This window comes from Coriobacteriaceae bacterium (assembly GCA_025992855.1).
Lineage (GTDB): Bacteria > Actinomycetota > Coriobacteriia > Coriobacteriales > Coriobacteriaceae > Collinsella.
In genome coordinates, this window is the sequence record DAJPGB010000001.1 from 1,472,361 (window position 1) to 1,495,115 (window position 22,755).

Consider the following 22,755-nt stretch of genomic DNA (forward strand, 5'->3'; position numbering starts at 1 on the left):
GTCAGAAATGGCGGCTTATGTTAGGGCTGTGGGGTCGAGCGCGCCTGGGCTACAATAAATCTCGCTTATAGGCGACTGACAGGAGGGTCAATGAGCAAAGCTGATCAACAGTTTGTAACCATGTGCCGCGATATCTTGGACCATGGCACCACTACCGAGGGTCAAAAGGTCCGTCCGGTGTGGGAGGACGGCACCCCTGCCTATACCATTAAAAACTTCGGCGTCACGGCGCGCTACGACCTGCGTGAGGAGTTCCCCGCGCTCACCCTGCGTCGTACGGCGCTTAAGTCTGCCATGGACGAGATCCTGTGGATCTATCAGAAGAAGTCCAATAACGTGCATGACCTCAACAGCCATATCTGGGATGAGTGGGCCGACGAGACCGGTTCGATCGGCAAGGCCTACGGTTATCAGATTGGCCAGAAGAGCCATTATGCCGAGGGTGACTTCGATCAGATGGACCGCGTGCTGTACGACCTTAAGCACACGCCCTATAGCCGCCGCATTATGACGAACACGTACGTGTTCAGTGATCTGTCCGAGATGCACCTGTATCCGTGCGCCTACAGCGTGACCTATAACGTGACGCAGCGTCCGCAGGACGATAAGCCGACGCTCAACATGATTCTCAACCAGCGCAGCCAGGATATTTTGGCCGCGAACAACTGGAATGTGTGCCAGTATGCCATTTTGCTGATGATGGTCGCGCAGTCGGTGGATATGATTCCCGGCGAGCTGCTGCATGTGATTGCCGATGCCCACATTTACGACCGTCATGTCAATATCGTCCGTGAGCTTATCGAGCGTCCGCAGTTTGCGGCGCCTAAGGTAACGCTCAACCCCGACGTCCATGACTTCTATGCGTTTACGACTGACGACCTGATCGTCGAGGGCTACGAGCACGGCCCGCAGGTCAAGAACATTCCCATCGCGGTGTAGGTGATCTGGTTGGCTTGCAAACTTTCCGCCATCGTCGCCGTGTGCGATGACTGGGGTATTGGCTGCGAGGGCGACATGGTGGTGTCCAATCGCGCGGATATGCGCCATTTCGTGGCGTGCACCAAAGGCTGTCCGGTCATCATGGGGCGCAAGACGCTGTTGAGTTTTCCGGGCGGGCGTCCGCTCAAGAACCGCCGCAACATCGTGCTCACGCGTGACGAGGACTTTGCGCCCGAGGGTGTCGATGTGGTGCATAGTGTTGACGAGGCGCTGACTGCTGTGGCCGATGAACCCGTTGCGTGGGTGATCGGCGGCGGCGAGGTGTATCGGCAGTTTTTGCCGTATTGCACCGAGGCCGAGGTTACGCATGACCACTGTGTGCACGCCGTGGATACGTACTTTCCCGATCTGGATGCCGATCCTGCGTGGGAGATTGCGCGGCGTGGCGGTGTTGCCACGATTGCCGCGGGCGAGGGTGACGAGGGTCTCGATTATGAGTTCGTGACGTATCGTCGCGTTGAGGCGTAAATCGTCTGGCGTGAACGGTATCATCGGGTTATTTGAATGCATGGGGCGGCGCTTAGCGTCGCCTCGTTTGGTATAGATGTGCTGTAAAGAAAGGTGCGGGCAGGCTGCTATGACTGATGCCGTTGAGGTGCTGCGAATTGATTCGCTCGAGGACGAGCGGCTCGATGCCTATCTGCGACTGACCGAGCGCGAGCTGCGCTGCGTGCTGGAGCCGCAAAAGGGCATCTTTATCGCCGAGAGTGCCAAGGTCATCGAGCGTGCCGTGCGCGCCGGATATGAGCCGGTGAGCTTTCTTCTGGGCGAGCGCTGGCTCGACCAGATGATGCCGCTGTTTGACCAGCTTGTCGTGCGCGAGGGAGCGGGTCCGGTTCCCGTGTTCGTGGCCTCCATGGAGCTCATGGAGCAGTTGACGGGCTTTAACGTGACGCGCGGCGCGCTGGCGGCGTTCCGTCGCCCGCGTCAGATTCCGGTTGATGAGTTCTTGGGCGGCGTCGTCGAGGCGGCGGGGGAGCGCCCGGTGCGCGTGTGCGTGCTCGAGGGCATTGTCGACCACACCAACGTCGGCGCGATTTTCCGCTCGGCGGCTGCGCTGAACGTCGATGGCATTTTGGTGAGTTCTACGTGCTGCGACCCGCTGTACCGTCGCTCGGCCCGCGTGAGCATGGGCACCGTGTTTCAGGTGCCGTGGACGCGCATTGGCAGCGAGGCTCGTGTGTGGCCGCATGATGGTCTGAGCGCGTTGCACGATGCCGGTTTTTCGTGTGCCGCTATGGCGTTGACGGACGATTCCGTATCGCTGGACGATCACGTGCTGCAGGAGATTGACCGCTTGGCAATCTTTATGGGTACCGAGGGTGCCGGCTTGGGCGCCAAGACCATTGCCGGCTGTGACCACGCGGTGCGCATTCCGATGGCGCACGGGGTCGATTCGCTTAACGTGGCCGCGGCGAGCGCCGTCGCCTTTTGGCAGCTGTGCCCGCACGTGAGCAATGAGTATCACTACCAGCCGGGTTTGTATCACTAGGCAGATATTTCGCACCTGGCTCTGATTCGGGGTGTTTCGGTCGACGCCAGTCGGTGCTAAGCTGATATTGGCTTTGGTCTTAAATTGCCGTTTTGTTGTTTAACATACGTTGGCGGGGAGGGCGTGTGGCTAAGAAATCTACGGCTATCGATGTAACGCAGGGTGTCATTTGGCAACAGCTGCTGTCGCTGTGCGTCCCCATCTTCTTTAGTTCGTTTTTTCAACAGGCTTACACGCTTATCGGTACGTATATCGTTGGCCAGTTTGGCGGCAAGCTCGCGCTGGGCGGCATTCAGGCCACGATGGTCCTCACCGAGCTCTGTATTGGCTTTTGCGTTGGTGTTGGCGCCGGCTGCGCGGTCATTACCGGTCAGTATTTTGGCCAGCACGATGATGAGCGACTGAGTCGTTCGGTCCATACAGCCATGACGCTCGCGCTGGTGGGCGGTATCGCTTTCTCGATTCTTGGCATAGTGTTCGTTGAGCCCATGCTGGTGCTTATGAACACGCCGCATGAACTATTGGCCGAGGGTGTGGCCTATGCTCGCTGTTATTTTGCCGCGATGGTTGCGGCACTGCTGCTGAATATGGGAACCGCACTGCTGCGTGCCGTGGGCGACACGCGCGGGCCCGCCGTGATCATTGCCTCTGGCTGCCTTGTTAACGTGGTGCTGGATATCATCTTTGTCGCTGTGTTGCATATGGAGGCGCTGGGCTGCGGCATCGCAGTGGCGCTGACCATTTGCTCCAATGCAACGATGATCGTGTTGCGCATGATGCGCGCTCCGGGTGCATGGCGTCTTTCGCTGTCTAAGCTCGGTATCGATCGCGGTATTTGCAAGAGTATGATCTCGTGTGGTCTGCCACTCGGTTTTCAATCGGCTGCCTATTCGATCTCGAACGTGCTGATCCAGGTGTCGGTTAATTCGTTTGGCGCCGATGTCACGACTGCTTGGGGTCTATCTGGGCGCCTGGATGGCATTATCTGGATGGTGACCGAGGCGCTCGGCGTATCGATCACTACGTTCTCGGCGCAGAACTTTGGCGCGCGCAACTACGAGCGCATGCGCAAGGGCTACCATACGTCGCTCGTGCTGTCGTTTATGCTCATTGGTGGCCTGTCTGCCGTGCTGCTGGTGTTCTCGAGCCCGCTGTCGCGTTTGTTTGTCGACGATGCTTCGATTTCGGCGTACACCACGACTATCCTCCATTTCATTGCGCCGTTCTATGCGATTTTCTCGATTATCGAGAACGCCTCGGGTTCCATCCGCGGCGCCGGCGTGAGTTTGCAGCCTATGATGCTCACCATCTTTGGCACCGTTGTCTTGAGGGTGATCTGGGTGTTTGCGATCATGCCCTTCGATCCGTCGCTCGAGCATCTACTGCTGGTCTACCCCGTAACCTGGCTCATTACGGCCACGATGTTCACCATCTACCACCACAGCGGCAACTGGCTAGGCCGCGCCACCGCCTAATGATCCCTTGGGGTGGAGGAAAACGGATCATTGCTCTCCGTCGTGATGTCGACGATCCGTTTCTCTTCGTCCCCTTCGGATCAATTAGTATTCGATGCCTTGGCGGGCTAGGAGACCTTCATCGTAGTAGTGTTTGACGGGGCGCATTTCGGTTACTAGGTCGGCAAGGTCGGCGAGGGGTAGCAAGCCGCGGCCGGTGAGCACGAGCTCCGTGGTGGCGGGCTTTATCGCAATCAGTTCCTCGACATTCTCTCGCGCCCCAAAGCAGCCGTCGTCTTGCCCTTGCCGTCGCCTGTATAGATTTGAACCTTGCCGACTTCCAGTGATGCCATCTATGTCCTTTCGTGCCCGGCGTCGGTTTATCGCCGGCCGGGTTGGGTATTCTAGTTAGCATTATCAACCCCAGTAGATGGAGTTCAAGCAGATGGAGATGGATGACAACAAACGTAGACGGAATATGATTCTCTACGTGCTCATCGCCTTCGTCGTCTACCTCGTGCTCTCGACCGTTCTGTTCCCTAACATCGGTCACACGCAGCAGATTACGAAGACCGATTACTCGACGTTTGTCAAAGCGCTCGATAAGAAGAGTGTCGACAAGGTCGAGTACAACACGGACGATTACTCGATTTATTACACCAAGAAGGGCGAGGACGAGAACATCGCCTATAAGACGACCGGTGTGCCGAACGATGCGGGCTTTACCGATCGCGTGCTTGAGTCTGGCGCTTCGCTGGAGTCGGTCGTTCCCGATAAAAACTCGGGTTTGATGACCTACTACCTGCTTACGCTCATCCTTCCCATGGCGATTTTCTTCCTGATCGGCTGGTGGCTCAACCGCCGCATGAAGAAGGCCATGGGTGATGACGGCCCGTCGATGAACTTTGGCGGCGGCGGTTTTGGCGGCGGCGGACTGGGTAAGTCCGGCGCGCGTGTGATCGCCTCCAAGGACGTGGGCGTGACCTTTAAGGATGTCGCCGGCCAGGAAGAGGCAAAGGAGTCCCTCAAGGAGGTCGTCGACTTTCTGGAGAAGCCGCAGCGCTACGAGGAAATCGGCGCAAAGCTGCCGCGCGGTGCTCTCCTTGTCGGCCCTCCGGGTACCGGTAAAACCCTGCTTGCCAAGGCTGTTGCCGGCGAGGCCGGTGTTCCGTTCTTTAGCATTTCGGGCTCTGAGTTCGTTGAGATGTTCGTCGGTCGCGGCGCTGCAAAGGTTCGTGACCTGTTTAAGCAGGCCAAGGAAAAGGCCCCGTGTATCGTCTTTATCGATGAGATCGATACCATCGGTAAGAAGCGCGATGGCGGCGGCTTTAGCGGCAACGACGAGCGCGAGCAGACGCTCAATCAGTTGCTGACCGAGATGGACGGTTTCGACAACCATAAGGGTATCGTCGTCCTCGCCGCAACCAACCGCCCCGACAGCCTCGACCCGGCCCTGCTGCGCCCCGGTCGTTTTGACCGCCGTATTCCCGTCGAGCTGCCCGACCTGACCGGCCGTAAGAACATTCTCGAACTGCATGCCAAGAGCGTGAAGACACAGCCGCCGATTGACCTGACCGCTATTGCCCGCGCCACTCCCGGTGCCTCGGGTGCCGACCTGGCCAATATCATCAACGAGGGCGCTCTGCGCGCTGTCCGCGAGGGTCGCAAGCGTGCCACGCAGGACGACTTTGAGGAGTCGGTGGAGGTCGTCATCGCCGGCCAGCAGCGTAAGTCCACGGTGCTTTCTGACCACGAGAAGCAGGTCGTTTCCTATCATGAGATCGGCCACGCCATCGTTGCCGCCCGCCAGAAGGGCTCCGCTCCGGTTACGAAGATCACCATCGTGCCGCGCACGAGCGGTGCTCTTGGCTACACCATGCAGGTCGAGGAGGACGAGCGCTTCCTGACCACGCGCCAGGAGGTCCTGGACAAGCTCGCCGTCTACTGCGGCGGCCGTGCAGCCGAGGAGCTCATCTTTGGCGAGATGACGACCGGTGCCGCCAACGATATCGAGCAGGCCACCAAGCTCGCCCGTAACATGGTGACGCGCTTTGGTATGTCCGACGAGTTTGGCATGATGGCGCTCGGTACCGTTCAGAATGCGTATCTCAACCAGGACACGTCGCTTACCTGCGCTCCCGGTACGGCCGAGCGCGTAGACGCAATTGTCGCCAAGCTGATCGAGGACGCGCACGATCGCGCCCTGCAGATCCTGAAGGAGAACAAGTTCAAGCTCCATGAGCTTGCCCGTTATCTGTACAAGAAGGAGACCATCACGGGCGAGGAGTTCATGAACCTCCTCATGCGCGAGAATCCGCTGATGCCCAAGCAACAGTAAAGCCGCGGTCGAGCCAGTAAACGCCGACGCCCCATTTGAGCAGCTTTCTCAAATGGGGCGTTTTGCTTGAGAGGGATGGAAATGAAGATCGTGGTGAGCGCCTGCTTGATGGGCGAGAGCTGCAAGTATAACGGGCTCGACAACTACCACCGCGCGTTGGTCGAGGCCTGCGAACGCACGGGGACTGAGGTCTTGTTGGTGTGCCCCGAGGTCTTTGGCGGCCTGCCCACGCAGCGAAAGCCGTCTGAGATTGTGAGCGGCGAGGTCCGTACCTGCGAGGGCATCTCGGTCGATCGCGAGTTTCGCCTGGGTGCCCAACGTGCGCTTGAAATGTGCGAGCAGGCGGGCGGCCCGTCCGAGATCGCTGCGTGCGTCTTGCAGGATCGTAGCCCCTCGTGCGGTGCGGGTCGCGTCTACGATGGCACCTTTAGCGGTACGCTCACCGCGGGCAACGGTATTTTTGTCGATCTGCTGCTGCGTCACGGGTACCGCGTGATTCCGGCTAGCGAGTTCGATCCCAGCATGTTGGAACATTGTCCACAGCACTCGAACCGAACACTTCCTCACGGGTGACCGTTTTGGCATCATCTGTGAAGTCGATATTGAGTACGACCCGGTCATCAAAGACGTAGACCGAGTTGACAGGCGCCGTACCCAGGCAGTCCCTCCCCGCGGCCCTCGCGCAGGAACGCGTACAAGGCCCTCCCGTCTCTTGCGCCCCTCCTGCCCCAAACCCTGCCAGGAGCGAGTGCAGCAAACTGGAAGTTTAAATTAGTCTTTGCCAATAACCTTTGAACCTTCACCATCAATTACAATTCCCTGACGATTGTTAATTGGGCATAGATTCAAATCCGAAAACTCAGTTATTATTTTCTCGGTAACTTTCTTAAATGGTGCTGTAAGAAAATGCGGAAGAACATAGAAATCAATCAAATTAAGCCCTGCATCATCTTCTTGTGAGTAGTCCTCCGGCTTTTCATCCATTTGCTCGATATATTGGATGCTTGGAGCGCATACAATCGCACCTGCCGATTCACCAATCATCAGTTTTCCCTTTGCCAATTCTTTCTTCAGCAGCTCATCCGTTCCCGTTTTACGGAGCTGGTCTATAAGGAAAAAAGAATTTCCGCCGGTAAAATAGATCACATCCGCATCTTCAAAAAGAGACTGTATCGTTGAATAAGCCTCCGTTGAAATATCAATTTCAGTTACGATTGCTCCCAACTTTTTGAATAATTTTCGAGCCGAGCCGACATAACCGGTGTAGCCTTCACGCAGCGAAGCTGTTGGAATAAATGCGACTTTTTTATCTTCAATTTCTTCCTTTATCAGACTTCCTACACTTGAAAAGTGCGAACATAAAAACAGTTTCATCAATATTCTCCTTTATATATAAATTCTAATTTGTTGAACTAAGCCGTGTATACCATACGTTCCAATGAAAGAACGCCCTGATATAGCGTAATTTGCTGTTTTCCTGCGTATGTGCGTACACGCTCCACAGGAATTCTAAGGGCCCTGCCCCCTTAGCACACGGACTTTGGAACAAAGTCTAGTGTGTTACGCCTTGCCAGAGGTGTACAGGCTCCCGGTACGCACGTACGCAGCAATTGCCATCAATGCGCCATATAAGTGGCGATTAAGTTCGCATAAAGCGACCTTGGTTCCGCAAAACAAAAGGCAGGATACCATCACCACGATGATACCCTGCCTCTGTTCGTTCCTGTTTACCGTTCCGAGTAGTCCTTCCGCAGAATTACCGATAAACAAAAAACGTACCCGAACCCTTTCTCGTAAAGAATCGGGTTCGAGTACGAACAGAATGCTGGAGCAATAAAAAACCACCACAAAGGTGCCTGTCCCCTTTGTGGTGGTTTTGGGCTAGACCTAGAGGGTGTGGCCGTAAGCGTCGGCGGCCTTGATGGCGGCGGCGAATTTTTCGTCCGTGAAGGGCTCGGGGTTTCCCTGCTTCCACTCGTTGGTGGCGTGCGCGTACTCGCACAGGGCCGGGATGTCGGCCCCGGAAAGCCCGACCTGCTCCAGCGTCACGGGCAGCCCCATCTGCTTGTTAAAGGCGGCGTAGCGCTCAAGGTTCTCGGTATCGCCCGTATAGGCAAACAGCACCAGCACGCCCAGGCTCACGACCTCGCCGTGTAGGTAGGAGCCCTCGCGCGGAATGCTGCAGGTGGCGTTGTAGAACGCGTGCGCCACGCTCGAGTTGTAGTAGTAATCGTTTTGGTTGGTCAGGTTGGAGACGTAGCCCGTGTTGACCACGATATCGAGCGCGATCTGCTTGACGGCCTCGCTTGACAGGTCCTGGCGCACGTCCTCAAGACCCTGCACGCCGTAGGTAAACAGCGGCTCGGAGCAGGTGTGGGCGAGTGCCAGACCAAGGCCTGCCGTGTGCTCCAAATTACCGGCGCTCGTGGCGTACTCGACCTCGGGCTGCTTAGACAGGGCATCGCCTACGCCGGCCCAGAAATACTCTGCCGGTGCCTCGGCGATGATCTTGGGGTTGATGAAGATGTGCGCCGGTCGGTTGGGGTACGAATAGCCCTCGAGTGAGCCGTCGTCGTTGTACACGACGGCAATGGCGGTCGCGGCGGAGCAGTTGGAACAGATCGTCGGGACCGTAAAGACGATCTTCTTGAGCTCGATAGCTGCGGTCTTCACGGTGTCGAGCGCCTTGCCGCCGCCGCATGCGATAAGCACGTCAGCTTCCTGGCAGGCAGGGGAGTTCACGACCTTGGCGATATTGGCACGCGTACTGTTGGTGCCGTAGACGCGCGTCTCTAGAATCTCGACGTCGGTACCTTCAAGCGCCGCCTCGATGCCCGGCAGCGCCGCAGCCAGGGCTCGCTTGCCACCGATGATCGCGACCTTCTTCGCGCCGTACTCGGCCAGCGCGCCGGGCAGCTCGTCAAAGCAATCCTCGCCAACGGTGTAGTCGCTCATTCCAATCGTGCGCATAGCAACCTTCTTTCGTTCGATAAAGTGCTTTCAGGTATTTTGCTCCAAGAGAAGGTCCACAGCCGCGAGAAATTTCGAACGTATAAAACCAGTGTTGAGGGTTTTTCGCCGGCGCTGAACGTGCTAGCATACTCCGCATAAGCGTTGATGGGGACGAGTAGTCGGCCGTCCGCATGCTACAGAGAGCGGGGATCGCTGAGAACCCGCGCATGCGACCGATGAAAATCACCCCGGAGCTGCGGTCCCAACGGATATGCTGCACAGGCACGTCTTAGTAGATATCGCCGAGATGGTCGTCGATACAGGCCAGCCGAGTAACGGATGCGAGCGCGCGAATACGCGGGCGAGGGCATCTAAGCTGGGTGGTTAAGCGAAGAGCTTTTGCGGGCGTACAGCCCGTTTTTGTGGCGCTTCGTCCCAGCTTGCAGGGACGGGCGCCTTTTTGGTGCCCAACGGGCGTGCGCGCCCACGACATGAAAGGGGTACCGTGGCAAACGAGTACAAGCAGACGATGAATCTGCCCAAGACCGGTTTTCCCATGCGTGCCGGTCTTTCCAAGTCTGAGCCCAAGCGACTCAAGGACTGGCAGGACAACAAGGTCTACGAGCAGGTTCTGAAGAAGAACGAGGGTCACAAGAAGTTCGTGCTGCACGATGGCCCTCCGTACGCCAACGGCCCGATCCACATCGGCCACGCCATGAATAAGATCTCTAAGGACATGATCAACCGCTACTGGATGATGCAGGGCTATGAGGTTCCCTATGTCCCCGGTTGGGACTGCCACGGTCAGCCGATTGAGCATAAGGTCGAGGAGAAGCTCGGCACCGAGAAGTTCAACCAGACCCCCACGGCCAAGATTCGTGAGCTCTGCAACGAGTTCGCTGTCGAGAACATCGAGCTGCAGAAGGCCGGCTTCCGTCGTCTGGGCGTGCTCGGCGACTGGGACAACCCCTATCTGACGCTCTATCACCAGCATGACGCCGCCGACATCGAGGTCTTCAAGGCCATGTTCGACAAGGGCATGATCTATCGCGGTCACAAGCCCGTCCACTGGTGCAAGCACTGCCACACCGCACTCGCCGAGGCCGAGATTGAGTACTCCGATGAGACGAGCCCGTCCATTTTCGTGCGCTTTGAGATGACCTCCAAGCCCGCCGGCCTCGAGAACTTCGACGGCCCGGTCGACTTTATCATCTGGACGACTACGCCGTGGACCATCCCCTCCGACCAGGCTGTTTCCCTCAAGCCCGGCGCCGCCTATGTCGCCGTCGAGCACGATGGCCGCGCCGAGGTCATGCTCGAGGACCTGGCTCCCAAGTGCTGCGAGGAGTTTGGCTGGGAGTACACCCCGGTCATGGTCGACGGCAAGCCCTACGTGGTTCCCGCCGAGACCTTCCACCACATCCACTACAAGCAGCCGATCTTTGACGGCGTTGAGGGCGTGGCGCTGCTGGCCGATTACGTCGGTGTCGATGACGGTACCGGTATCGTCCACAACTCGCCCGGCCACGGCGTCGACGACTACTTTGCCTGCCTCAAGGAGGGCATCACTGACATCTGCATGCCGGTCGATGACGACGGCAAGTTCTACACCGGTGAGGAGTTTGGCACCGGTGGCCCCTTCAGCGGTATGGATACCGATGAGGCCAACCCGCACATCATCGAGTTCCTGCGCGAGCGCGGCACCCTGGTCCTCGAGAAGAAGATCACGCACAGCTATCCGCACTGCTGGCGCTGCAAACATCCGGTGCTCTTCCGTGCTACCGACCAGTGGTTTGTCTCGATGGACAAGACCGGTTTGCGCGAGCAGGCTGGCAAAGAGGTCCGCGAGAACGTCAAGTGGTATCCGGCCCACGCGGCTAACCGCATCGGTGCCATGGTCGAGCAGCGTCCCGACTGGTGCATCAGCCGTCAGCGCAACTGGGGCGTGCCTATCCCGAGCTACACTTGCGCCGACTGCGGCGAGAAGGTTATGAACGACGCCACGCTCGACGCCGTCATCAAGCTCTTCCACGAGAAGGGCTCCGACGCCTGGTTCACCGACGCTCCCGAGAGCTACCTGGGCGAGGCCTGCGTTTGCCCCAAGTGCGGCGGCCATCACCTCAAGGCCGATAAGGACATCCTCGACGTGTGGTGGGACTCCGGCGTGTCCTGGAAGGCCGTCTGCGAGTACCGTCCCGAGCTGGAGTATCCGGCGGATGTGTATCTCGAGGGCTCCGACCAGCACCGCGGTTGGTTCCAGAGCTCGCTGCTCACTTCGGTGGGCGCCAATGGCCATGCTCCGTACAAGGCGGTCGTCTCGCAGGGCTTCACGCTCGACGGCCAGGGTCGCAAGATGTCCAAGTCGCTCGGCAACGTCATCGACCCCAATAAGGTCTGCGACGAGATGGGCGCCGACATCATCCGTCTGTGGGTCGCCTCGGTCGACACCAGCTCCGACGTGTCCATCGACCACGAGATCCTTGCTCGTACGTCCGATGCCTACCGTCGTTTCCGCAACACGCTGCGCTTCCTGCTCTCCGAGCTCGAGGGTCAGTTTGAGCCCGAGACCGACGGCGTCGCCTTTGCCGACCTGCTGCCGCTCGACAAGCTCATGGTTGCCCGTCTGACCCAGGTCCAGGCCGAGGTCGACGATGCCTACGCCAGCTACGAGTTCCCGCGCGCCTACCGTGCGCTCTACGACTTCGTGGTTACCGAGCTCTCCAACGTGTACCTCGACGCCCTGAAGGACCGTCTGTACTGCGACAAGCCCGGCTCGCTCGAGCGCCGCAGCGCCCAGACCGTGCTGGCCGAGCTCTTCTCGATGCTCATGCGCGACCTGCAGCCGATCCTGTCCTACACGGTCGACGAGGCCATGGCCTATGCACCCGCCGGCTGCGTCGATCACCAGAAGTACGCCGCGCTGCTCGATTGGTACAAGTCGCCCATCACGGTCGACGAGGCCAATGAGTTTGAGGGCGTGCTCGAGGCTTCGCTCGAGCTCCGTAGCGCCGTGACCAAGGCCCTTGAGGATGCCCGTTCTGCCGGCACCTTCACCAAGAGCCAGCAGGTTCGCGTCAAGGCGGTCGTTCCTGTCGAGATGTACGCGCTGCTGACCGGCGACAAGGCCGTCGACCTGGCCGAGTTCTACATCGTCTCCGATGTTGAGCTGACCCAGGGCGAGGAGCTTTCCGTTGCCATCGAGGCTGCCGAGGGCGAGTGCTGCGATCGTTGCTGGAACTACCGCACCACCGTCGGCGAGTACAACGGCCACGCGCATATTTGCAAGCGCTGCGCCGGTGCTTTGTAGGTTACGGCGTTCGTAGAACGCCGTAACCTACCGACGCTGCAAACGCCCCTAAGCGGCAATCTGACGTTCAATCGTCGGTCGTGTACCAAAGTACGCTTCCCTCCTCTTTCACGTCACCTTGCTCGCTTAGGGACGTTTTCGCTGTTGGTGACGATAGCGTGGCGTTTCCATTGCTGGAGCTAAAGGCTTTCTTTCGCTTTCGCTCTTTGTCGAAAGCTATCAAGCGACATTCCGTTATTCGGAATGTCGCTTTTGTTTTGTGCTGGTTATTTCGCTAGCGTTGGTGAATATGCTGCGGGTTTGGCGTTTGTCACTATAAGATGATTACTTGCGTTAAATGTAATTCGATGTTCTTGAGGGTAGGGGATTGATTTGGGCCGTGCTGGGGATATGACGCCGCCTTTGCGTTGGCGGTTGGGTGTTGCTGGTGGGGTGGCGCTGGCTGTGTTGCTTGTTGACCAGCTGACCAAGCTTGCGGTTCGTGCCGTGGGCGAAGCTTTGCATGTGACTGTCATCCCCGGTGTCATCGACTTTATGTTTGTCCGCAATATCGGTGCTGCCTTTAGCATGGGCGAGGGGCATGGCATCGCGTTTGCCGTGCTGGCGTTGGCGGTCATTATCGCTATTGCCGTGTACCTCGTTCGTGCACCCCAGCTCGCCCATCTTGAGGTTGTGGGCATGGCGATGGTTGCGGGCGGTGCTATCGGCAACGCTATCGATCGTTTGGCCTTTGGCTTTGTGACCGATTTTATTGCCACCACTTTCATCGACTTCCCTGTCTTTAACGTGGCCGATATCGGCATTACCGCGGGCGTCGTGCTCGCCCTCATCGGCTACATGTTCTTGAGCCCTGCGGCCCGCGAAGTTGATGCGACTGCCGAGCTCAATGCCCGTGATGAGGCACGCGCCAAGCGCAAAGCCAAGCAGCGTGGGGAGCGTGCCCGTAAGATTCGCGAAAGGAATGAGCGTTAATGGCCGACATCCATATTCTTGTTGCCGACGATTGCTCTAGTCAGCGTCTCGACGCCTTTCTTGGTGCCAACGACGGCTGCCCCACGCGCTCTGCCTGTGCGCATCTGATCGAGGGCGGTGCCGTTGCCGTCAACGGCGAGACTTGCCTGTCCAAAAAGTATGCCGTGCGCTCCGGTGACCGCATCTCGGTCGACTTGCCCGAGCCACATGATCCGACCGACGTAATTCCCGAGGCCATTCCCCTCGATATCCGCTACGAGGACGACTACCTCATCGTGCTCTCCAAACAGCGCGGCCTGGTGTGCCATCCCGCCCACGGCCACGAGAGCGGCACCCTTGCGAACGCTCTGGTCTACCACTGCGGTATCGACCATCTTGGTACCGTGCAGGGTGAGGACCGCCCCGGCATCGTGCATCGCCTGGATCGCGATACCTCGGGCCTTATGCTCGCGGCAAAAGACGACGACACCCAGCGCGCGCTTCAAAATCTTATCCGCACGCGCACGCTCGACCGTCGCTATATCACGCTCGTTCACGGTCACATCGCTATGGATGAGGGCACCATTAACACCGGCATTGCCCGCTCTACGCGTGACCGTGTCAAGATGGCGGTTTCGGACGATCCCTTTGCCCGTCAGGCCATTACGACCTTTAAAGTCCTCGAGCGCTTTGATTCCACGCGCTTTGACGATGGTTATACGCTCGTTGAGTGCCATCTGTTTACCGGTCGCACGCACCAGATTCGCGTGCATATGCGTCATATCAACCACGCCTGCGTGGGCGATCCACTCTACGGCAAGTGCGATGCGCGCGCCGACCAGGGCCTGACCAGGCAGTTCCTTCATTCCTGGCGCGTGGCGTTCGACCATCCCGTGACGGGGGAGCGCATTGAGTGCCGCGACGAGTTGCCGTGGGATCTCGCTGCGGTTCTCGACGATCTGGCCCCGCGTTCACTCGGTCGCACTGCCGTTGGAGATGAAATCGTTCCGCAGCTCGGTCTTCTCGAAGCCTAGCCAGTATTAGGTGGTTTCTTGAACTCGGTAAGCCTGCGGTAAGATATACGATTGTTTACGTTACGCGTTGCTGGGAGCCTGCATGCTCGCCTTTTTACAAACCAACACACCCATCGTGATCTTCAACCAGATTGTCGTCACGCTGCTCACGGTCTGCTTTCTGTACCAGGTGGTCTTCTTTGTCATTGGCGCTCTTCGTGGCGAGGTCGCGCCTCCCAAGGCCAAAAAACTCCATCGCTATGCCTTTTTTATCGCGGCGCATAATGAGGAGGCCGTGATCGCCAACCTCGTTCGCTCCATCAAGGACCAGGATTATCCGTCCGAGCTCATCGAGGTTTTCGTGGTCGCCGATGCCTGCACCGACAACACGGCGCAGCTCGCGCGCGAGGCCGGTGCCATTGTTTACGAGCGCAATGACCTGGCCCGCAAGGGCAAAAGCTGGGTCATGGACTTTGGCTTCGACCGCATTCTCAACGAGTATCCCGACACGTTTGAGGGCTACTTTATCTTCGATGCCGATAACGTTATCTCCCGCGATTACGTTTCCAAGATGAATGATGCCTTTGACCAGGGCTTCCATGTGGTCACGAGCTATCGCAATTCCAAGAACTTCGGCAGCTCGTGGATCTCGGCTGCTAATGCCACGTGGTATCTACGCGAGGCGCGCTTCCTCAACAACGCGCGTAATATCTGCAAGACGTCCTGCGCTGTTTCGGGTTCGGGTTACCTTATCTCGTCAAGCGTTATCGAGGGCATGCACGGTTGGCAGTTCCACACGCTGACCGAGGACATTCAGTTCACTACGTTCTGCGCTATTCACGGTATTCGCATTGGCTATGCGCCGGCGGAGTTCTTTGACGAACAACCCGTGACGTTTAAGGCGTCCTGGAAACAGCGCATGCGTTGGACCAAGGGCTTCTACCAGGTGTTCTTTACTTACGGTAAGCACCTGATCAAGTCGGCCTTCCGCTACCATCGCTTTGCCGCCTACGACATGTTCATGACGATCGCCCCGGGTATGCTGCTGTCGCTCATCTCGATGCTCGCCAATGCGACGTTCCTGATCGTGGGTGGACTCTCGCACGGCTTTTTGGCTACCGAAGTCGAGATGCAGGCCTGTGCCGCGTCGCTCATTATGACCTTCGCCATGATGTACCAGACCTTCTTTATCCTGGCGCTGCTCACGACTATCTTTGAGTACAAGCATATTCACTGCGCGCAAAAGTGGCGTCTGGTGACTAACCTGTTTACCTTCCCGATCTTTATGTTCAGCTATATCCCTATCACGGTGGCCGCGCTGTTCCTGAAGGTCGACTGGGTTCCTACCCAGCATGCCGTAAACGTCACCCTCGACGAGGTCATGCAAGGTGCCAAATAACCACCACCAAAACCACTGCAAAGGGGACAGGCACCTTTGTGGTGGTTTTTGCTTTTGCGATGCAGCTCGAGGAGGCGTCCGATGGTCTATATCCCGTTTTGGATTTGCATCTTTGCCGGCGTGGCAATTGATGCCCGAGAGCGACGGTTTCCCAATGGGCTTGCCGGCGCATGTGCCGTGGCGGCGTTGGCGGGTGTTTGGCTCGACCTCGGTTTGAACACTGCGCTTGACCACGCGGGTCTTGCCGTCATTGTGTATCTTGCTCTCGTGCTGACTGAGTCCCTCTGGCGTCGTCTTCGCCAAATCCCGGGCATCGGCATGGGGGATGCCAAGGCGCTCTTCGCGCTTTGCACGCTCGACCCTATGGGTGGCATCGTGGCATTTGCCGTCGCACTCCTGGCCCTGGCCCTCTCCTGCCTCTTCACAAAATCACGCTCCCTGCCATTGCTCCCGTTTTTGGTGCCGATTTTTGCCATAATCGAGGTCGTGGGCTGCACTTTGTAACCGATTGCGCATCCTTCTTAAGGAGCATGCCATGGCAACTAATCAAGAAACGGCCGTCATTAAGGCGCGCATGGACCGTATTCCCTCGGCGTTGTCGCCCGAGCTTGTCGAGCGCATTGCCGCCGATCGTGCTTCGGGCTATGTCAACCCGTATCGTTGCAACGACGATCAGGTCATTCGTCGTATTGATCGCGCCGCCGACAAAGGCACGCTTATGCGTCCGGCGTTTATGCGCGATACCGAAAAGATACTTCATCTTCCGGCGTACGCCCGTTATGCAGGCAAAACGCAGGTCTTTAGCTTCCGTAGCAATGACGATCTGTCACGCCGCGGTTTGCACGTGCAGCTCGTCTCCCGCATTGCGCGCGATATCGGTCGCGCCCTGGGGCTCAATTGCGATCTGATCGAGGCGATTGGCCTGGGTCACGACTTGGGACACACGCCTTTCGGCCATGCCGGCGAGCGCTTCCTCAACGATATCTATCATGAGCGTACGGGGCGTTATTTTTTCCATAACGTGCAGTCGGTCCGCGTGCTCGACGCACTGTACGGCCGCAACGTGTCGCTCCAGACGCTCGACGGCGTGCTATGCCATAACGGCGAGTACGAGCAACGTGTGTTTGAGCTCTCGGACATGAGCTCCTTTGACCAGTTTGACCAGACGGTTGAGGATTGCATTGCCGCGGGTTACGGCGCAATTGAGCACCTGCGTCCCATGACGCTCGAAGGCTGCGTGGTCCGCATCTCGGATATCCTTGCCTACGTGGGGCGCGATCGCCAAGACGCCATTGCAGCGGGCCTGCTGTCACCCGACGCCTTTGACGATGACCTTGGCGGTGCCTACAACAGTTGGATCCTCACGCACGCTTCCATCGATATCGTGGAGCATAGCTATGGTAAGCCGCGCATCGAGATGAGCGAGGACCTGTTTGAGGAGATCCGCCGGGCCAAGCGCGAGAACTACGAGAAGATCTATAGCAAGGGCGGTATCGAAGGCGACTCCGAGGCGGAGCTGCGCGAAGCCTTCGAAAAGCTTTACGACCGTTGCCTGCAGGATATAAACGAAGGTGACGAGTCCTCGTATATCTTTAAACACCACATTTCTCGCATCGAGCAGCAGCTTTCCTACTACGATCGCGCCTATGCCTGGCAGGACGACAAGGATCAAGCCGTGGTGGATTATATCGCGAGCATGACGGACGGTTATTTCTGCGAACTGACGAGCAAGCTGTTCCCGGGTCTAAAGTTTCCGCATCGTACCTATATTAACGAACGGTAGTTCGTATTAATTCGGTATACTGTTAGTGGAAAACGTTTTTGATTGATACACGGGATGGCTATGGACGACCTTTTTTCTGCTTCGACGCGCGAGCGTTCCTTTCAGAATGCGCCGCTTGCGGTGCGCATGCGCCCCAATTCGCTCGACGAGTACGTGGGCCAGCAAAAGGCCGTCGGTAAGGGTTCATGGCTGCGTGCCGCGATCGAGCACGACGTGCTTTCGAGCGTGATTCTGTACGGGCCTGCCGGTACGGGCAAGACGACGCTGGCCCACATTATCGCCAACCATACCAAGAGCGAGTTTGTTGAGGTCAGCGCCGTCACGGGTACCGTGAAGGACCTGCGTCGTGTGATTGATGAGGCCAAGACGCGCCTGAATACGTACGACCGCCGCACCATTCTATTCATCGATGAGATTCACCGCTTCTCTAAGTCGCAGCAGGATGCCTTGCTGCATGCAGTTGAGAACCGTACCGTCATTATGATTGGCGCTACGACAGAGAACCCGTACTTCGAGGTCAACTCGGCACTGCTCTCACGTGGTCGCGTCGTGGAGCTTGAGCATCTGAAGGATGAGGATATCGCCACGCTTATTGAACGTGCGCTTGAGGCACCGCAGGGTTTGAACGGTAAGTTCTCGGCCGATGAGGATACGGTCAAGACCATTTGCACGCTGGCAGCGGGTGACGCTCGCTCGGCGCTCACGACGCTTGAGCTTGCGAGCGAGATTGCCGTCACGCGTCCCGATACCGAGGGAACGCCAGCGCCTGCGGCGGGGGAGCGCTATCCCATCACCGTGGATGACGTGAAGATCGCCAACCCGCGTCGCGGCTTTACGTATGACAAAAACGGCGACATGCACTACGACATCATCAGTGCGTTTATTAAGTCTATGCGCGGTAGCGACCCCGATGCCACGATCTATTGGCTCGCGCGCATGATCGATGCTGGGGAGGATCCTAAGTTTATCGCTCGCCGCATTATGATTCACGCTTCTGAGGATGTTGGCAACGCCGACCCGCAGGCGCTTTTGGTGGCGCATGCTGCCTTTAAATCTGCTGAAGTTATTGGCTATCCTGAATGTCGCATTAACCTTGCACAAGCTGCGCTCTATGTGTGCTTGGCGCCCAAGTCCAATGCGTGCGAGGCCTCGATCGATGCGGCGCTAGCCGATATCCACAGCAGTGGTCTTCGCGAGGTGCCCAGCTACCTGCGCGATCGCCATCGCCCGGGCAGCGATGAATACGGTGTGTATAAGTATCCGCACGATTATCCCGAAGGCTGGGTCGATCAGCGCTATTTGCCCGAAGGCTTGGAACGCGGTGCATTTTGGCAGCCTGCCGGCCGCGGTTGGGAAGAATGGCGCGTAGAGCAAAGTGAACGCGACCGCAGCGGGAATGCACCGAAGTAGCTGCTGATTATTTTGTCCCACGTTGCTGCTCATGGCATGTTCGGTCCCCTTTGGGGTACCATGGAAACCGTCTGTATATCGATTCCTTTGGGAGGCTTGTATGAGTCCCATTCAAATCGCCCTGCTGCTGCTCGCTGTTGCCGGCGTGTGGGCCATCGTTGAGCTCGCGCTTACCCTGCGCAAGACCCGCACCGTTGTCGACTCGCTCGATAAGACCGTTAACGACCTCAACAACACCATCGCCGAGGCTCAGCCTGTGGTGGCAAAGCTCGATGGCGCTGTCGATGAGCTCACCCCCGCGCTGGCACAGGTTGAGCCGCTCCTCAAGTCGAGCAAGACTGCCGTTGATGCTCTGACGTCTAACCTCGTTGAGGTTGAGGCGGTCGTTCGCGACATTTCTGAGGTCACCGGTAGCATGGCCGAGGCCAGCAATGCTGTGTCGAGCGTGACTGATTCTGCGGCAGGTGCCGTGCAGAAACTCTTTAACAAGGTGAAGGCTCCCGCGGCCGACGCTGAGTGCAAGCTTTCCGCTGCCGAAGAAGCCGAGCAGCCGACCGAGCGTGTCCTGATTGGCGAAGCCGGGGACGATGTCGCTGCTGGTGACAATGATGCACAGAAGCCTGCTGCTAAAGCAGCCCAGTATTACACCTACACGCCCGCCGAGACCTCTGAGGAGTCCTGCGATGAGTAGCGAAGCAACTTGCCCCATTACGCTGACCGTTGCCGGCGACCCGCGTCTGGCGCGCCTTGTGCGCATGACGGCGGCAAATGTCGGTGCGCTCTGCTCCATGTCCGTCGATCGCATCGAGGACATTCGTATGGCTGCCGAGGAAGCATTTATTTTCGGCTGCACGGCTGTTGATTCCGATGACATCTCAATCAAATTCGATGTCGACGAATCTCACGTTGGCATGACCTTTACCTTTGGCGACCAGGCCACCGTCGACGAGGATGACCAGGCCGCTGTGTATGCCGAGCTCATTTTGGCGAGCGTGTGCGACTCCTACGAAAAGACTGCGGCGCCCCTGACGCTTTCCCTCGACCTCAAGGCGGATATCTAATATGACCGAACGTTCCCGGAGCGGTAAGACCGCTTGGGACAAGGAGAAAACCCGCGAGCTGTTTCGTCGCTATAAAGAGACCGGTGACCCGGACGCACGCGAGCAGCTCGTCATGTCCCACATGAACCTGGTAAGGTTTCTTGCCAACAAGTTTAAGAACCGCGGCGAGCCGCTCGATGACCTGATGCAGGTTGGTTATTTGGGCCTGCTCAAGGCTATTGACCGCTTTGACCCTGAGCGCGGACTCGAGTTCACCACGTTTGCCACGCCTACCATCTTGGGCGAGATTAAGCGTCACTTCCGCGACAAGGGCTGGAGCGTGCGCGTGCCCCGTCGCTTGCAGGAGCTCTCGGCCAAGGTCAACCAGGCTACCGATAAGCTCACCAACGAGCTACAGCGCTCGCCTAAGGTTGAGGAAATCGCTGAGTACTTGGACGTGACGGTCGATGAGGTGCTGGAGGCCATGGAATCGTCTTCGGCCTATACCTCGGTGCCCATCGAGGCTCCTGGTGCGTCCGATTCGGACGATGCCCCCTCGATTCTCGACCGTTACGCCGACGACGACAACGAGCTCGACTTTACCGATGACCGCCTAGTGATCGAGGAAGCCATCCGTGATTTCTCGCCGCGCGAGCGCGAGGTGATTGAGCTGCGCTTTGTGAAGGGCATGACCCAGATCGAGATCGCCAAGAAGCTGGGTATTTCTCAGGTACAGGTTTCGCGTCTGCTGCGACGCACGCTTAAGAAGATTCAGGACAAGATCGACCCCGACGGAGTGATGATTCGTTCATGAGTGAGCACCCCCAACAAACCGATCGCGTGCTGCGCGACACCCGCATTCTGACGCTGCGCATTTGGGCTGTTGTCGGCTGCATTGTTATTGCTGCTGTCATCTTTAACCTTATGGGCATCCTGGCACCGGTTATTGAGTTTCTCGCCGTCGGCTCCATCATTGCTTTTGTGACGTCCCCGATCACCAACTGGCTCGAGCACCATGGCGTGAATCGCGGCATCGGTTCGCTTATCGCGCTTATTGTTGTTGTTGCCGTGCTCGTCGGTGTCGTTTGCATCTTGTCGCCGATTCTCTTTGGTCAGATCATGGAAGTCCTGAGCCGCCTGCCCGAGCAGCTTCGTGTTGCGGGTGGCGATCTCAATGAGATGATCTCGCATGCCAAGACGCTCAACAACACGCCGCTCAAGGAGTATTTGGACGATAATCTTTCGTCCCTGGTTACCGTGGCATCGAAGTATGTGTCTCAGATTGCTGCCGAGCTTGGTCGCGGTGTGTTCCCGCTCATCACCAATACGGCCTCGCAGTTGTTCGTGATCTTCCTTGGTCTGGTGCTTGCCTACTGGATGGCCTGCGACTACCCTCGCATGCATCACGAGATTTGCACCATCATCGGTCAGGAGAAGGAGACCTCGTACCGCTTTATGGTCGCCATCCTTTCTCGCTCTGTCGGCGGCTACATGCGCGGTATGGTCGTGACGTCCATCTGCGGTGGTTTCCTCGCCTTTATCGGTTTTTTGATCATCGGTCATCCGTATGCGGCGCTCATGGCTATCTTTACCGGCATCATGCATTTGGTTCCGGTCGTCGGTCCCTGGGTGAGCGCAGCAATCGCCACGGTACTCGGCTTCATGTTCAGTCCCATGTTGGCGTTATGGACGCTCATCGTGACGATGGTCGCGCAAAACGTCACCGATAACGTGATTTCGCCTAAGGTTATGCAGAGCTCGGTGCAGGTGCATCCCATCATGAGCCTCACGGCGCTCGTTATTGGCTCGGCACTCATGGGCCCCACCGGCATGATTATTGCCATCCCGCTATGTGCGGCCCTCAAGGGTATCTTCGTGTACTACTTCGAGAATGAGACCGGCCGCCAGCTTGTGGCCTATGACGGCGCCGTGTTTAAGGGCACACCGTACCGCGATGCCGATGGCAACCCGGTCGCCGCCTACGACGCGCTCGGCGACGACACCTTCATCTACGAGTCCGAGCTCATCGGCAACGAGACCGCGCCCGAGGCCCAGGCCATGCCCAAACCCGAGCTCGATAATCCCTGGATGAAGCTCTCGGGCCTTCAGCCCGATGCCACGGGCTTCTTCAAGAATCCCTTCGCCAAAGACGACGATTTCAATATGAACGACGAAACCAAAACCGGCATCGACGGCTCCATGGACGATTCGGATTCTAAATAGGTTCTATTAACGTTTCTTGAAGTTGTAAATGACAAGAAACGCGACCAAAGCGATTGATAAGGGGCCGGCTACATAGAAAAAGAGAACGTCAATTGCGCGTAGAGTGTAATAAGCCTTATCGCCGGACATTACTGTATACAATACGTATCCAAATGATGGTTGGTTTGCGTACCAGCATGAGAAGGCTAAGAGCGCTAAAAGTGCTACAACCAGAAGTGCATTCAGGACAAATCGTTTGCTTTTCATCGATCGCTCCTTCCGGGTGAATCTTATATGCAATTATACAGCAGTCCTTTTTCAAAGGATCGCGCAGTACTAAATAACGTGCACTTTCGCTGGAGGGTCGCTGTTTGGCGACCCTCTTTTTTGCACAGGCGCGGCGGGATGGTAATAT

Annotated in this window: 20 protein-coding genes; 17 read left to right on the top strand and 3 right to left on the bottom strand. The window is 57.6% G+C overall.

Annotated features, from left to right (window positions below; genetic code table 11):
- Positions 1-90: 90 nt before the first annotated feature.
- The 4 genes from thyA to OIL88_06205 all read left to right on the top strand — a co-directional run bounded on the left by thyA (position 91) and on the right by OIL88_06205 (position 3,966).
- Entirely contained in the window at positions 91-939 is an 849-nt protein-coding gene (gene thyA, locus OIL88_06190; protein HJI71953.1) for a thymidylate synthase, read from the top strand.
- Between the two features lie 9 nt (positions 940-948).
- Positions 949-1,467 carry a dihydrofolate reductase gene (locus tag OIL88_06195; GenBank protein HJI71954.1) on the top strand — a complete coding sequence of 173 codons (519 nt, stop codon included), beginning with the start codon at positions 949-951 and terminating at the stop codon, positions 1,465-1,467.
- A 109-nt stretch (positions 1,468-1,576) separates the two neighbouring features.
- Entirely contained in the window at positions 1,577-2,491 is a 915-nt protein-coding gene (locus OIL88_06200; GenBank protein ID HJI71955.1) for an RNA methyltransferase, read from the top strand.
- Between the two features lie 125 nt (positions 2,492-2,616).
- The gene (locus tag OIL88_06205; protein ID HJI71956.1) at positions 2,617-3,966 is read left to right on the top strand and encodes an MATE family efflux transporter; all 1,350 of its coding nucleotides are present in this window, start codon (positions 2,617-2,619) and stop codon (positions 3,964-3,966) included.
- A gap of 84 nt (positions 3,967-4,050) precedes the next feature.
- On the opposite strand, the gene OIL88_06210 is transcribed toward OIL88_06205, so the two are convergent.
- Positions 4,051-4,170, bottom strand: a complete 120-nt coding sequence (locus OIL88_06210; protein HJI71957.1) for a cob(I)yrinic acid a,c-diamide adenosyltransferase — start codon at positions 4,168-4,170, stop codon at positions 4,051-4,053.
- Between the two features lie 220 nt (positions 4,171-4,390).
- Here OIL88_06210 and ftsH point away from each other — a divergent pair, with 220 nt between their 5' ends.
- A complete protein-coding gene (gene ftsH / locus OIL88_06215) occupies positions 4,391-6,283 on the top strand; it encodes an ATP-dependent zinc metalloprotease FtsH (GenBank protein ID HJI71958.1) in 1,893 nt (630 codons plus the stop codon).
- Between the two features lie 81 nt (positions 6,284-6,364).
- The gene (locus OIL88_06220; GenBank protein HJI71959.1) at positions 6,365-6,856 is read left to right on the top strand and encodes a DUF523 domain-containing protein; all 492 of its coding nucleotides are present in this window, start codon (positions 6,365-6,367) and stop codon (positions 6,854-6,856) included.
- A 198-nt stretch (positions 6,857-7,054) separates the two neighbouring features.
- Here the strand turns inward: OIL88_06220 and OIL88_06225 are convergent, their stop codons facing one another.
- A complete protein-coding gene (locus OIL88_06225; protein ID HJI71960.1) occupies positions 7,055-7,657 on the bottom strand; it encodes a peptidase E in 603 nt (200 codons plus the stop codon).
- Between the two features lie 513 nt (positions 7,658-8,170).
- Positions 8,171-9,253 (bottom strand): iron-containing alcohol dehydrogenase family protein, encoded by a 1,083-nt coding sequence (locus OIL88_06230; protein ID HJI71961.1) that lies wholly within the window; start codon positions 9,251-9,253, stop codon positions 8,171-8,173.
- A gap of 487 nt (positions 9,254-9,740) precedes the next feature.
- Between OIL88_06230 and ileS the strand changes: the two genes are divergently transcribed.
- From ileS to OIL88_06285, 11 genes are all read left to right on the top strand, one after another.
- The gene (gene ileS / locus OIL88_06235) at positions 9,741-12,542 is read left to right on the top strand and encodes an isoleucine--tRNA ligase (protein HJI71962.1); all 2,802 of its coding nucleotides are present in this window, start codon (positions 9,741-9,743) and stop codon (positions 12,540-12,542) included.
- Positions 12,543-12,986: 444 nt separating this feature from the next.
- Positions 12,987-13,514, top strand: coding sequence for a signal peptidase II (gene lspA / locus OIL88_06240; protein HJI71963.1), 528 nt, complete (start codon positions 12,987-12,989; stop codon positions 13,512-13,514).
- Positions 13,514-14,527, top strand: coding sequence for an RluA family pseudouridine synthase (locus OIL88_06245; GenBank protein ID HJI71964.1), 1,014 nt, complete (start codon positions 13,514-13,516; stop codon positions 14,525-14,527). Before lspA ends, OIL88_06245 begins: the two co-directional genes overlap by 1 nt.
- An 82-nt stretch (positions 14,528-14,609) precedes the next feature.
- Entirely contained in the window at positions 14,610-15,905 is a 1,296-nt protein-coding gene (locus tag OIL88_06250; GenBank protein ID HJI71965.1) for a glycosyltransferase family 2 protein, read from the top strand.
- A gap of 81 nt (positions 15,906-15,986) precedes the next feature.
- On the top strand, positions 15,987-16,409 hold the full coding sequence (locus tag OIL88_06255; protein HJI71966.1) for a prepilin peptidase: 423 nt from the start codon (positions 15,987-15,989) through the stop codon (positions 16,407-16,409).
- A 31-nt stretch (positions 16,410-16,440) separates the two neighbouring features.
- On the top strand, positions 16,441-17,688 hold the full coding sequence (locus OIL88_06260; protein HJI71967.1) for an HD domain-containing protein: 1,248 nt from the start codon (positions 16,441-16,443) through the stop codon (positions 17,686-17,688).
- 60 nt (positions 17,689-17,748) lie between these two features.
- Entirely contained in the window at positions 17,749-19,098 is a 1,350-nt protein-coding gene (locus OIL88_06265; GenBank protein ID HJI71968.1) for a replication-associated recombination protein A, read from the top strand.
- Between the two features lie 100 nt (positions 19,099-19,198).
- Complete coding sequence (locus tag OIL88_06270) at positions 19,199-19,789, top strand: hypothetical protein (GenBank protein ID HJI71969.1); 591 nt, start codon at positions 19,199-19,201, stop codon at positions 19,787-19,789.
- Positions 19,782-20,159 carry an ATP-binding protein gene (locus OIL88_06275; protein ID HJI71970.1) on the top strand — a complete coding sequence of 126 codons (378 nt, stop codon included), beginning with the start codon at positions 19,782-19,784 and terminating at the stop codon, positions 20,157-20,159. Before OIL88_06270 ends, OIL88_06275 begins: the two co-directional genes overlap by 8 nt.
- Before the next feature lies 1 nt (position 20,160).
- The gene (locus OIL88_06280; GenBank protein ID HJI71971.1) at positions 20,161-20,952 is read left to right on the top strand and encodes an RNA polymerase sigma factor SigF; all 792 of its coding nucleotides are present in this window, start codon (positions 20,161-20,163) and stop codon (positions 20,950-20,952) included.
- Positions 20,949-22,361 carry an AI-2E family transporter gene (locus OIL88_06285; protein ID HJI71972.1) on the top strand — a complete coding sequence of 471 codons (1,413 nt, stop codon included), beginning with the start codon at positions 20,949-20,951 and terminating at the stop codon, positions 22,359-22,361. Before OIL88_06280 ends, OIL88_06285 begins: the two co-directional genes overlap by 4 nt.
- Positions 22,362-22,755: the final 394 nt, after the last annotated feature.